10 protein-coding genes are annotated in these 12,391 nt (G+C 53.4%); 5 read left to right on the top strand and 5 right to left on the bottom strand.

Annotated elements, in window-relative coordinates:
* Window positions 1–59 precede the first annotated feature (59 nt).
* A complete protein-coding gene (locus L6H65_RS23670) occupies window positions 60–4,856 on the top strand; it encodes an invasin domain 3-containing protein (protein ID WP_236345992.1) in 4,797 nt (1,598 codons plus the stop codon).
* Window positions 4,857–5,291: 435 nt separating this feature from the next.
* On the opposite strand, the gene L6H65_RS23665 is transcribed toward L6H65_RS23670, so the two are convergent.
* Together L6H65_RS23665 and motA are read right to left on the bottom strand one after the other, a co-directional pair.
* Window positions 5,292–6,125 carry a flagellar motor protein MotB gene (locus tag L6H65_RS23665; RefSeq protein ID WP_236345974.1) on the bottom strand — a complete coding sequence of 278 codons (834 nt, stop codon included), beginning with the start codon at window positions 6,123–6,125 and terminating at the stop codon, window positions 5,292–5,294.
* On the bottom strand, window positions 6,106–6,909 hold the full coding sequence (gene motA, locus L6H65_RS23660) for a flagellar motor stator protein MotA (protein WP_236345961.1): 804 nt from the start codon (window positions 6,907–6,909) through the stop codon (window positions 6,106–6,108). The genes L6H65_RS23665 and motA overlap by 20 nt, the downstream gene beginning before the upstream one ends.
* 354 nt (window positions 6,910–7,263) lie before the next feature.
* Here motA and L6H65_RS23655 point away from each other — a divergent pair, with 354 nt between their 5' ends.
* From L6H65_RS23655 to L6H65_RS23645, 3 genes are all read left to right on the top strand, one after another.
* Complete coding sequence (locus L6H65_RS23655) at window positions 7,264–7,557, top strand: hypothetical protein (protein WP_236345958.1); 294 nt, start codon at window positions 7,264–7,266, stop codon at window positions 7,555–7,557.
* Window positions 7,558–7,581: 24 nt separating this feature from the next.
* Window positions 7,582–7,887 carry a 4a-hydroxytetrahydrobiopterin dehydratase gene (locus L6H65_RS23650; RefSeq protein WP_236345954.1) on the top strand — a complete coding sequence of 102 codons (306 nt, stop codon included), beginning with the start codon at window positions 7,582–7,584 and terminating at the stop codon, window positions 7,885–7,887.
* Window positions 7,888–8,010: 123 nt separating this feature from the next.
* On the top strand, window positions 8,011–9,270 hold the full coding sequence (locus tag L6H65_RS23645; RefSeq protein WP_236345951.1) for an EAL domain-containing protein: 1,260 nt from the start codon (window positions 8,011–8,013) through the stop codon (window positions 9,268–9,270).
* 66 nt (window positions 9,271–9,336) lie between these two features.
* Here the strand turns inward: L6H65_RS23645 and L6H65_RS23640 are convergent, their stop codons facing one another.
* The 3 genes from L6H65_RS23640 to L6H65_RS23630 all read right to left on the bottom strand — a co-directional run bounded on the left by L6H65_RS23640 (window position 9,337) and on the right by L6H65_RS23630 (window position 11,344).
* A complete protein-coding gene (locus L6H65_RS23640; protein WP_307728391.1) occupies window positions 9,337–9,570 on the bottom strand; it encodes a DUF378 domain-containing protein in 234 nt (77 codons plus the stop codon).
* A 49-nt stretch (window positions 9,571–9,619) separates the two neighbouring features.
* Window positions 9,620–10,129, bottom strand: a complete 510-nt coding sequence (locus L6H65_RS23635; RefSeq protein WP_371877759.1) for a GNAT family N-acetyltransferase — start codon at window positions 10,127–10,129, stop codon at window positions 9,620–9,622.
* A 96-nt stretch (window positions 10,130–10,225) separates the two neighbouring features.
* Entirely contained in the window at window positions 10,226–11,344 is a 1,119-nt protein-coding gene (locus tag L6H65_RS23630; RefSeq protein ID WP_236345948.1) for a mechanosensitive ion channel family protein, read from the bottom strand.
* Window positions 11,345–11,487: 143 nt separating this feature from the next.
* On the opposite strand from L6H65_RS23630, the gene L6H65_RS23625 reads away from it, so the two are divergent.
* Window positions 11,488–12,327 (top strand): sulfurtransferase, encoded by an 840-nt coding sequence (locus L6H65_RS23625; RefSeq protein ID WP_236345945.1) that lies wholly within the window; start codon window positions 11,488–11,490, stop codon window positions 12,325–12,327.
* Window positions 12,328–12,391 lie beyond the last annotated feature (64 nt).

Genomic DNA, 12,391 nt, shown 5'->3' with positions numbered 1-12,391 from the left:
AATAACAGGATTGAATTCGAGAGGTTTATAACATCGTAAGCAGAAAACGGAGGATAAGCATGAAAGGTTTGAAGCGATGGGTTGCAATGTTTCTTATAGCGATGGTTACTTTAGGAATGCCAACCGGGGGTGGTGTATTTGCTACAGGTCCAGCCGTGCTGGATCAAGAGCAGGCATCTATTACTGGAAGTGTATTTTTTAACGCTGATTATTCGCGCTTCCAGACATTTACCCCGGCGGTTACCGGAAACCTTAGCCAAATATATCTCAATATTAACGGATTTCTGGGCTCGCCCGGTCCCATTAAGGTGAGTCTCTATAAGGATGGAGATTCATCGACACTGCTTGCCACGGCGCATTCGGCGGGGGAAGGTGACGGCTGGGTCCTAGTCGATTTCTCCGGAACACTGCCTTACTTAAAGAGGGAAACGATGTATCGGATGGTTGTCTCTTCGGAATTTGGAGGAGGCTCTAATGGCTATGGGTGGAACTCGAACAATAGCAATATGTACACCAGGGGGTACTCGACACCTGCATCCCTTGATTTCTCGTTCAGAACGTACATGATTGGTGATTACTCTACCTCTCCGTCAGAAAGCTTGGTTTCCCGCGCCCATTCCAGTCTTGTTGCAGATGGAGTCAGCCAGACGACGATCAGCGTGAAGCTGAAGGATGCGCAGGGCAATGCTTTGACGACCGGAGGAGCGGCGGTCGTAATCAGTTCGACGCTTGGCACGGTGGGTTCGGTGACGGACCACAACAACGGAACCTACACAGCAACGCTGACGGCTCCGGCGACGGTAGGCACGGCGGCGATCAGCGCAAGTGTTGGCGGGAGTGCGATAACAGCGACGACCAGTGTACAATTTGTGCCTGGAGCACCGTCCCCAGCGACCAGCACGGTTGAAGCGGGCGTTGCAGCGCTGACCGCTGATGGGACGAGCCAGACGACGATCACCGTGAAGCTGAAGGACGCGCAGGGCAATAATTTGACGACCGGAGGAGCAGCGGTCGCAATCGCATCAACGCTGGGTACGGTGGGTGCTGTGACGAACCACAACAACGGCACCTATACGGCGACGCTGACGGCTCCGGTGACAGTGGGCACTGCTGCGATCAGTGCAAGTGTAGGCGGCAGTACGCTAGCGGCGACAGCGAGCGTTCAGTTCGTACCGGGGGCACCGTCCCCGGCGACCAGTGCAGTTGAAACGGGCGATGCAGCCCTGACCGCAGACGGAACGAGCCAGACGACGATCAGCGTGAAGCTGAAGGACGCGCAGGGCAATGCTTTGACGACCGGAGGAGCAGCGGTCGCAATCGCATCAACGCTGGGTACGGTGGGTGCTGTGACGAACCACAACAACGGGACCTACACAGCAACACTGACGGCTCCGGTGACGGTGGGCACGGCAACGATCAGCGCAAGTGTTGGCGGGAGTGGGATAACGGACACGGCCAGCGTCCAGTTCGTGTCTGGAGCGGCATCCGCATCGACCAGCACGGTTGAAGCTGGCGACGCTGCCCTGACCGCAGACGGGACAAGCCAGACGACCGTCAGCGTGAAGCTGAAGGACGCGCAGGGCAATGCATTGACGACCGGAGGGTCGACGGTCGCCATCAGTTCGACGCTAGGCGCGGTGGGTACGGTGACGGACCATAACAACGGAACCTATACGGCAACGCTGACGGCTCCGGTGACGGTGGGAACGGCGGCGATCAGCGCAAGTGTTGGAGGCAGTGGGATAACGGACACTGCCAGCGTACAATTCGTGGCGGGAGCACCGTCTCCATCGACGAGCACGGTTGAAGCAGGCGATGCTACCTTGACCGCTGACGGGACGAGCCAGACAACCGTCAGCGTGAAGCTGAAGGACGCGCAAGGCAATGCTCTGACGACCGGAGGGTCGGCGGTCGTAATCAGTTCGACGCTAGGCGCGGTGGGTACGGTGACGGACCATAACAACGGAACCTACACGGCAACGCTGACGGCTCCGGTGACGGTAGGCACGGCGACGATCAGCGCAAGTGTTGGTGGGAGCGTGCTCGTAGCGACGACCAGCGTACAATTCGTCGCGGGAGCGCCATCCCAAGCGACTAGCACGGTTGAAGCGGGCAATGCAACCCTGACGGCTGATGGGGCGAGCCAGACAACCGTCAGCGTGAAGCTGAAGGATGCGCAGGGCAATGCTCTGACAACCGGTGGTTCGACAGTCACCATCGGTTCGACGCTAGGCGCGGTGGGTACGGTGACAGACCACAACAACGGAACCTACACGGCAACGCTGACGGCTCCGGTGACGGTAGGCAACGCGACGATCAGCGCAAGTGTTGGCGGGAGTGCGATAGCAGCGACGACCAGCGTACAATTCGTGACGGGAGCGCCATCCCAAGCGACCAGCACGGTTGAAGTCGGCGATGTGACCCTGACCGCAGACGGGACGAGCCAGACGACCGTCAGCGTGAAGCTGAAGGACGCGCAGGGCAATGCTCTTACGATCGGAGGAGCGACGGTCGCCATTGCTTCGACGCTAGGCGCGGTTGGCACGGTGACGGACCACAACAACGGGACCTATACAGCGCTTCTGACAGCTCCAGTAACGGTGGGCATCGCAACGATCAGCGCAAGTATTGGCGGGAGCGCGATTGGACAAACAGCCAGCATGCAATTCGTGCCCGGGGCGGTGAGCTCTTCTCACTCCACTGTTACTGCGAGCGATCTGGTTGTGCGCGCGGATGGCAGCAGCAAGGCTTCGATTTTTGTGAAGCTCAAGGACGATTATGATCATCCGCTCGTCGGCAAACGGGTACTGCTACAGGCTAATGGCGGACGATCGGTAATCGATACGGTGTATGGATTGACGAACGCGGACGGACTAGCTGCATTCTCGGTGAGCAATACAGCGGCAGAGAAAGTGACCTACTCCGCTCAGGAGGAAGCAAGCGGTCTCTCGCTGGATCAAACGGTAGAGATTGCGTTTACGTACGACCAGCCTCCGATAATCCAACTGTATGCGGACCCTGTCGGCTCAACCTTTGGCAGCGTAACCGTTACAGTAACAGCGTCGGTATATGGCGAATTCAATAGCGTTTCATCGATGAAGTGGGCAGCGGGCAGCCGCTCGATCTCGTATTTTGATACGGAAGGCGTGCCAGTGACAGACCATTTTACGGTACAAGAGAATGGAATTTATTCTGTTTATGCGGCCGATGCAGCGGGCAATGCGAATGTCAGCTCCATCGAGGTTCAGAACATCGTTCCTTTGAGCAGCAATTCGAATTTGTCCGGCTGGCAGCTTGTTGGAGTGGACGGCACGGTGAAGTTCGAATTTGATCCAGGGACAACGAGCTATACGGTTGAGGCAGGCCATTCGGTACATGGCTTGAAAATGATGCTGACTGCCGCAGATGCGTATTCTGTCGTCCATGTGAACGGATCGCAGGTCACCGGCAATTCGATTACAAATGAATATTCGCTTGTAACGGGCAAGAACACGTTCGAGGTCAGCGTCAAAGCGCAAGACGGTTCGGTCCAAAAGTATACGCTGGACGTGATTCGTGCAGCTGCAAGCTCCAATCCCAATACAACGAGTCCTTCGAGCCCCTCGCCTTCGAGCAATACGCTTGCGATTTGGATAAATGGCAGAGAAGTGACGGGAATCGCCTCCCTTCAAACGGATGGGAATGGTGTGAAATCCATCGATGTCATACTGGGTATGAATACGCTCAAGAGGATACTCGACTTAGACTCCTTATCCGCCGCTGATGAAGTGAATCTCTCGATTTCGATTGAGGATGTGGCGGGCAAAGCAGCTCTGCGGCTTCCCGCTGAGGTTGTAACGCTCCTAGCCGAGAAGGCGGCAACGATAACTTTAAAAACTCGTCATGGCCAATATCGGCTGCCTCTGGCTGAGGTCATAAATCAGGATGCTGATTGGACAGACGGTGCGGAAGCGCAAATAATGATCGAGTCAGGCAACGGCGAAGTCCCTTCCGGGCTGCAGGAAGCGGCGAATAGGGACGGCTTCCGACTAGCTGCGGCTCCGGTTCATTTTACTGTAAGCTTGGTGCGCAATGGCGAGAGAAGAGAGATATCCAGCTTCAGTCGTTATGTGGAAAGGGTACTGTACTTGCCGAAGGATGCTGCCGGAATGGCTTCAACGGCCGTGGTCTGGGACGGAAAGCTCGGCGTGCATCCGGTGCCGACGGAATTTATCGAGGTTGAGGGACGGCAGGCTGCTGTTATTCGCAGTCTCACGAACAGCACTTATGTACTGGTATCGCGAGCATCCGAGTTGTCCGACATTCAAGGACATTGGGCAGCAGCTGAAATTGGCGGCATGTACAGCAGAATGATCGTAAATGGCACAGATGGAAGCCGATTCTCTCCTGACGCTGCGATCACTCGGGCTGAGCTCGTGGCCTTGCTTGCAAGAGCATTAGGCTTGCCGCAAGGCGGAGATCAGGCTGGCTTCGGGGACGTGAGCCAATCGAGCTGGTACAGCGGCGCCATTGCGGCAGTTAAAGCATATGGGATTACAGATGGTTTCAAGGACGGAACCTTCGGGCCCAATCGGGAGGTATCGCGGCAAGAAGCGATCGTCATGATCGTACGGGCGCTGCGACTGGCTAATGCCGCTTCGATTACAGATCATGCGGTGGCGCAAGCGGATTTGGCAATCTACGTGGACAGCAATCAAATTGGCGGCTGGGCGAGCGCTGCGATACAGACAGCCATTACGGCGGGTCTGGTGAAGGGCTATGGCGATGAATTGCGTCCGCAGCAGTCATTAACCCGTGCCGAGACGACTGTACTCATTCACCGATTGCTGCTCAAGGCGGGATTGATCGACGGTTAACCATGAATCAGGGGACTGTTCAGAAAGTCGATTTCAAAGTTCCTGCTAAGCCCCCTCATATAGGATGAAAAAGATGCTTCCAGTCCCACTTTTATCTTTTATAGTGGTTTTGGAGGCATCTTTTCACATCATTTGGGACTGACTCATTGGTTATTGGACTTTTCGTACAGTCCCTTCGTGCGCGTGGCAGTGCAGCATCACGAACTATCTTTCGCACCGGGCGCAGCTCCCAGCACGGGGTGTTTCGCTGCATGACGGCGTTCGTTCGACCACAATTGAACAAATGCTTCGCAAAGTGCCGCAGTCGGTGTATTGCTGCAACCCTTTTTTCAGGGGGAGGATAACGGCAACAAAAAAACCAACGCTTCAGACCGATGTCTGAATAACGTTGGTTTTTTGTATGCTGGAAGTTTCTTGTACATACTTATAAGGGTATTATTGCTTAGTCGCTGACGCTGCTGTGATCGACTGCGCTTTCTCAGGATCTGCGTATCTGCGAATGATGGACACCTCGACGCGGCGATTCTTCGAGCGTCCGAGTACGGTATCATTCGTATCGACCGGACGGTATTCACCGTGCCCGATAGGGCTGATTAGCTTAGGATCATGCTTGGAGTTGTTCAGCAGAATTTCCATAAAGTTATACGCCCGCTGGAAGCTCAGCTCCCAGTTATTGCTAAACTCCCGATTGGAGATCGGCTGATCATCGGTATGACCCGCAACAATTATCTCATACTCCGGATACTGCTTCAGCATATTAGCGACTGCTCCAGCCAAGCTTCGTGAATCAGGCTTCAGCGTGGCGCTTCCGGAAGGGAACAGCGCGTTGTCGCTAATGGTCAGCATCAGCTGTGATTGATTCAGCTTGGTGTCGAGCTGTGTCGTCAGGCCGTTGGATTGGATATACTGATCAATCTGCTTCTTCAGCTTCTCCAGATCCTCTTGCTCCTGCTGCATGAGAGCTTGGCGTTCCTTCTCTTCCTTCTTCTTCTGATCCTCGTCATCAGAACGTTTCTTATCCTTGTTCGCATCATCCATCTGCTGACCGGTCTCGACCACTGTCGTATTATCCAGGACGCCTACACCGGTGCTGAAGGCAATATTGAAGGCTTTGCTCATATCCTCGAATTTCTTATTGTCTACAGAGCTCATGGCGTAGAGAACGATGAACAGGGCAAGAAGAAGAGTAAGCAAGTCGGCATAAGGGATGAGCCACGTTTCATCAGCGTGTTCTTCGTGGTGTTCGGTTCTATGCCTCTTTTTGCTCACCGCCCTCCGCTCCCTTCTCATTCATTTTCAAGCGCTCAGTTGGTGTCAGGAAGACAGACAGCTTCTGATTAATCGCGATTGTGGATACGCCGGATTGAATGGAGAGCAGCCCTTCAACCATCATAAGGCGAATATCGACTTCACGCTTGGACAGACGCTTGAGCTTGTTGGCAATTGGATGCCACAGCACATAACCTGTGAAGATACCGAGCAGCGTTGCGACGAATGCTGCTGCAATAGCGCCAGCGAGCTTGTCCATGTCGCTCATCTCGGAGAGCGCGGCGATAAGTCCGATAACGGCCCCGAGAACCCCGAGCGTAGGCGCATACATACCCGCCTGGGAGAAGATTAGCGCCCCTGCACGGTGGCGATCCTCGGTTGCGGCAATGTCCTCCAACAGTACATCACGAACAAGGTCGTGATCGTTGCCGTCTATGATCATGCGCATCCCGTTCCGCAGGAATGCATCTTCAATTTCGTCGACCTGTGTTTCAAGAGCGAGCAGGCCTTCACGGCGCGTAATCGTTGCCCATTCCATGAATAAGGCAATGAGCTTCTCGCGGGGGATCAGCTGCTGCTGTACGAATATCATTTTGATTAGCTTAGGAAATTTGGCGAGATCCGACATCGGAAATCCGATGAATAGCGATGCCGCAGTTCCGACAAAAATAATAACATATGCCGCCGGAGTAAACAGACTGACAAGCGCCGCTCCTTTGAGCACCATTCCTAGCATGACTGCAACGAGTCCGAGTACGATACCAATGTAAGTCGATTTTTCCATGACACACCTCGTCTGATAGATATATTGATAATGAAGCCATGACCGGCGATTGCCGTTCATACCCCAAGTGCGGGAAACTATAAGTCGACAACTGATGTGCCGGGGTGACATTATTAATGTATTTTCGACAATAACACTCTATATTAATTATCGTCAAAAACGAAGAGTAGATTAGAGCAAAATAGATGTTTTCGCGCAAACTGTTAATTTTAATTGGATTTCGTGTAGAATAATGCTTAATAGCTGGCATGAATAGGCGGGCAGACTGTGTTCTGCGTTCGCATGAGCGCGGGCGATTGCTTGGATCAGTGATTAATCAGCAGTTCGTTTAGATGAGAAAGGTGGCCATACACGGTGGGAGTTAAGCATGCGAGGGAATATGAAGAGATTCTGGCCGATTTGACGGAAGCCATTCATGCGATTGGCGATGGTTATCTGTTTTTTGATATGGAGGCGCAGGACTGGGAGTCGTTGTCCGAGCCTGAACGCAAGGAATTAATGCAGACGCTGGCGGACGATGTTTTCTTCGGGCTGGGTGAGGATGATGTGATTGAAGTGGGCAGCGGTGTCATTGCATATCGCTCCAAGCATCATTGCATCGAGGTGTCGGTGGATGGCAAGGAAAGCCGTATTGTTCGGCTGATCTGATGGGATAGAGGGGGATGAAAGCGAATGGCGAAGCAGGACAGATTGACGGCAGAGGCGGCGAATGACGCAATTGCCGCGCTTGACGGCTGGGTGCGCGAGGATGAGAAATGGATGGCGGGCAGCTACCGTTTCGCTTCTTTTACAGAGGCTATCGGATTCGTTGGCAGAATTGCTGACATTGCGGAGGAGCTGAACCATCATCCCTTTATCGGCATCGATTATAAAAGGGTTACCCTTCGCCTCACTTCATGGGACTCTGGCGGACTGACGAAGCTGGATATTCAGTCGGCTGAACGCTACAATGAAGCATACCGCACATTTGTTGGATAAACAGGGATTTTGGAAGTGAACGCGCGCACTCTTTACAACAATTGGACACTGTTCTACAATAGGAGGTGTCTATATATGGCAGATAAACTAACATGAGAAATGCCAGGGAGCGCGAATGCGATAATGGGACTATATAATAGGACATGGACACCGAATGAAGGTGCGGCGACGAGTCAATTGATACCGTATTACCAGCCTATATTGGCATTGGATACGAGAAGAATTATGGGCTATGAAGCGCTCGGCCGCATTCAGACAGGCGAGGGTGTACGAAGTTTGGGGCCATTCTTCGAGGACAAGACGGTGCCAATGACGGAGCAGATTCGTGTGGACCGGGTTCTCAGGGAGAAGGCACTGGCAAAGCTGGCATCGACAGCTGCAGATAACGGTTATCATCCCGCTATGCTCTTCCTTAATTTGAAGCCCTCCTGGATCTACCAGACGTATAAGGAGACCGGCGAGCTGCCGACACTCCAATTGATAAACAGGTATGGAATTAATCCGAAAAGGATTGTCATAGAGATAACAGAGGAAGCGTTCCAAGGATCGATGGAGCAGCTGCGGACTGTCGTCGATCTCTATCGCAAGCAGGGCTGCTTGATTGCGATTGATGATGTGGGCAGCGGTTTCAGCAACATGGATCGGATCGCGCAGATTCAACCGAACCTATTGAAGCTTGATATCCATTTGCTGCAGGAGAGCGAAGGGCATATTGGTTATTATGGCGTCGTTCGTTCCTTCTCTACGCTAGCGGAGCAGATTGGCGCATCGCTGCTGGTGGAAGGGGTGGAGACGGAGCATGATTTGCAGCGGGCGATTGAGATTGGCGCACGGTATGTGCAAGGCTACCTGTTCGCACCCGCAGAGCCGGAATTCCGGCCGGCCTATCATTATGCTGACTTAATTGAAGCAGGGCTTGAGCGTCGGCGTTCCCGCATGATCAGCGAGGAGCGGTATTGGGGCGTTGAGGCGGAGAAGCTTCGAATGGTTGTTGATGCTTCATGGCGGACATCCATTATCGCAGCTGCCGATGGTGCAGGGCAGGAGGCGGCGGACGCTTGCATCGAGGGGATGCTGTCCCGACTTGAAGCTTCGTGCATTCGTGTTTATTGGTGCCGTGAAGACGGGATACAGATATCCTCCAACTATAATCGACAGAGCAATGGAGTCTGGGACAGAGAGACTGCCTTCTGCGGGTCGAACTGGAGCTGGAGGCCGTACTTCATTCCGATCTCGGTCGAGATGGAGGGCAAGCTGAGAGCGCATGTCTCCCGCACGTATACAGATCTCAACTCGGGAGACCGCATTCGCACAATATCGGTGTCGGTAGGTCAGCAGGGCATTATGTTTGTCGATATTATTGACCCTGAGGGGGAGAGATGATGTAACGCGAATAGGAAGCCCGCCGCAGCGCTTGGGAAGAGCGCGGGGCGGGCTTCTTAGGTTGTGTTACTCTTCGGCGTTGACTTTACTGAGGAAGGTCAGGGCATACAAGGCTGACAGCCCGATGATAATGTAGACGACTTTGGCGCCGACGGTATCCGAGCCGTCGAAAATTTTTGAAACCAGATCCCACTCGAAAAGACCGATCGACAGCCAGTTCAACCCTCCGATAATAAGAATGAGCAAGCTGACAATGTTCAAGGTTTTGATAGGGACTCGCCTCCTTAAGAGTATACGCATTCGCAAGCGGCTGCTTAACGACTCCCTATACGGATATGCGGCGAGTGAATTATTTAGTACGGGAAGGCAGATAGGACATGCAATGAACCTCTACAGTGGCTGCGCCAGCAGCCCGTTCATACGTGTCGGTAATGACAAATCCCGCTTTCTCATAAGTGCGGATCGCACGAGAATTCCAGACATGAACCTCTAGATCAATCTCGTCCCCCGGCGCTCTGCGCAGCGCCTCCTCAACAATAGCTTGCACGAATCGCAAGCCCATCCCAAGTCCGCACAGATCAGGCCGCAATCCAAGGCCAAGTCGTATTACCCCAAGCAGGGAGAAGAATTGCGCGAAGCCGACGAATAGGCCGTCCGCATTCCGTACAGCGGCATATTGCCGAAGACGAATGTCGGCATCGCCGAATTCAAGCCCAAGCTGCTGCATGACCTCCCATGACGACCAATTGTAGAAGTCAAACGGCGGCTCGTAGCGCCAGCGGGACAGCTCCTCAGCAAGCATCGGATCAAGCGGTGAGAGGGTAAAGCTGGATGAATCAGCGGCAGATGAGACGGTCATGACAGGTTGGGCTCCTTCTCGAAGCCAGATGGAAGGGCTGGCTTCATCATGTAATAGGGAGGCGGGACTATTCAAAGGCTGATTCATTCTTGTTCGTTAAGAGGCGGAGTTTTTCTTAACCGGTTCCAGCATAGTGGTGCTAGCTGCAGCAGCAGCAGCAGGCTCCAGGAAAACCCGCTGGAGTGGATAGGCGAGCTTAATGCCCTCTTCCTCCAGAATTTGCAGTATCATGAAGTTCATCTCCTGACGGATCTTCAGATGCTGTGCCCAGATGATCGTATTTGTAAAGAAATAGACCAGGATTCCAAGGCTCTGCGCATTGAATTCATTGAACCGGACCATGATCAGATCCTGATGAACATCATCGCTCATATGCAGCTCCATCTCGATACGGGTAACTGCCCGTTCAAGGGAGACAGGATCGCTATCGAGCGCTACGCCTAGCGAGAAGTTGACTCTTCGCTTGCCCATCTTGCTCCAGTTGGTAATCGGCTGGGTTGCAAGCGTCGCGTTCGGTACGGTGACGATGGAATCGGCGAAGGTGCGGATTTTGGAGCTGCGAAACGTAATATCCTCCACGAAGCCTTCGACGCTCGGCGTCATGATCCAGTCGCCCTTGGAGAAGGGCTTCTCCGTAATAATGACGATGCCGCCGATGACATTGCTAAGCGTATCTTTGGCCGCGAGCGCGACCGCGAGGCTGCCGATGCCCATCCCTGCAACTACGCCGTTAACATTCAGTCCCCAGTCTGAAGCGATGAGGGCGATGACCAGCACCACGATGAGAAACCGGAGCAGCTTGGACAAGAAAGGGATCAGCATGCTGGATTCGTCGAGGCCGAACCGCCTGCTAATATCTTCGAACAAGGAGGAGGAGGTTGCGGACACATTGTACAACCCCCAACCGGCGAATATAATCGCTAGACTCATTGTGATTTGCTGGGCGACAGCATTGTATTCCCAATTGGCTGGCACATAATGATGAAGAGCGATAGAGAAGCCGCTAAGTATAATAAGAGCGCCCAAGGGCTTCCTGAAGGACGCTGTCCATTGGACGATATAATTGGATCGAACCCATTTGCGGACGATGAATGTTACCAACCAGCCGGAAACAGCCAAGCAGAGTATAATAGAAGCTGCTGCTATTCCGATAGAGGTCAGCAATTCCAGCCAGCGGATTCGTTCCGGTATTGTAGTGAACCATTCTGCGAGCAATTTCCGTTCGACCTCCGTTCCTGTTGGCTAACATTTTATCATAAATAAATCGAAATTAGCACCTTGGGAATGGGCTGGCTTGAGGTATATAATAGGAATGATCAATGTTGAACAGGCACAATTACCGAGAGGAGCATATACGGATGAAATCATCGATTGTATCGAAAAAATGGCTGCTTGCCCGCTTGTATGAGGCGGATCAAGTCATCGTGGATTGCAGGTTCCAGCTGGGGAAGCCAAACGCGGGACGCGAGGCTTATGAGGCAGAGCATATCCCCGGGGCCGTGTATTTGGATTTGGAAAAGGATTTGTCCGCTCCTGTAGGGGCTCATGGAGGACGGCATCCACTTCCGGATGTGAATGAGCTGGCGTCCACGCTGAGCAAGGCGGGGATTGGCAATCATACGCGAGTTGTCGCTTATGATGATCAAGGAGGCGCAATGGCCGGCAGACTCTGGTGGCTGCTGCGATATCTCGGACATGATGAGGTGTACGTTCTGGATGAAGGTTTCTCCGCATGGAAGGCCGACTCGTATCCTGTAAGTACCGAGCAGCCTGTTATAATTCCAGCCAGCTTCGTTCCGACAGTTCGGCCAGCCATGGTGACCGATGCCGCCTATGTGAGTGAGTCCATCGGCAAGCAAGATGTAGTGCTCATCGATTCTCGCGAGCCCAGACGCTACGCTGGCGAAGAGGAGCCCATCGATGCGAAGGCAGGACATATTCCAGGCGCGATCAACCGCTTCTGGAAGAATGTTCTGAATGATGATGGAAGCTGGAAAACCGCGGAATCGTTGAAGGAATCGTTCGCGGATCTCGATCCCGATAAGGAAACCATTGTTTATTGCGGCTCCGGTGTTACCGCAACGCCGAATGTATTGGCGCTGTATGCCGCTGGATTTCGTAATGTGATGCTGTATGCGGGGAGCTGGAGCGATTGGATTTCTTACCCTGACAATCCGATAGCGACAGGGAAAGAATAAGAACCGGGAAGCCGCGTGGGACGTGGGTTTGGGGGCTGTAGCAGGTTATGAGCATGTAACCTGT

This window comes from Paenibacillus plantiphilus (genome assembly GCF_927798095.1).
GTDB lineage: Bacteria > Bacillota > Bacilli > Paenibacillales > Paenibacillaceae > Paenibacillus_Z > Paenibacillus_Z plantiphilus.
This window is presented reverse-complemented; position numbering and strand designations above follow the sequence as displayed.

Excerpts from the sequence above, each read along its gene's own strand:
- motA (WP_236345961.1), bottom strand. The coding sequence starts at position 6,909 with ATGGAAAAATCGACTTACATTGGTATCGTACTCGGACTCGTTGCAGTC.
- L6H65_RS23645 (WP_236345951.1), top strand. The coding sequence starts at position 8,011 with ATGGGACTATATAATAGGACATGGACACCGAATGAAGGTGCGGCGACG.
- L6H65_RS23670 (WP_236345992.1), top strand. The coding sequence starts at position 60 with ATGAAAGGTTTGAAGCGATGGGTTGCAATGTTTCTTATAGCGATGGTT.
- L6H65_RS23650 (WP_236345954.1), top strand. The coding sequence starts at position 7,582 with ATGGCGAAGCAGGACAGATTGACGGCAGAGGCGGCGAATGACGCAATT.
- L6H65_RS23625 (WP_236345945.1), top strand. The coding sequence starts at position 11,488 with ATGAAATCATCGATTGTATCGAAAAAATGGCTGCTTGCCCGCTTGTAT.
- L6H65_RS23635 (WP_371877759.1), bottom strand. The coding sequence starts at position 10,129 with ATGACCGTCTCATCTGCCGCTGATTCATCCAGCTTTACCCTCTCACCG.
- L6H65_RS23640 (WP_307728391.1), bottom strand. The coding sequence starts at position 9,570 with ATGCGTATACTCTTAAGGAGGCGAGTCCCTATCAAAACCTTGAACATT.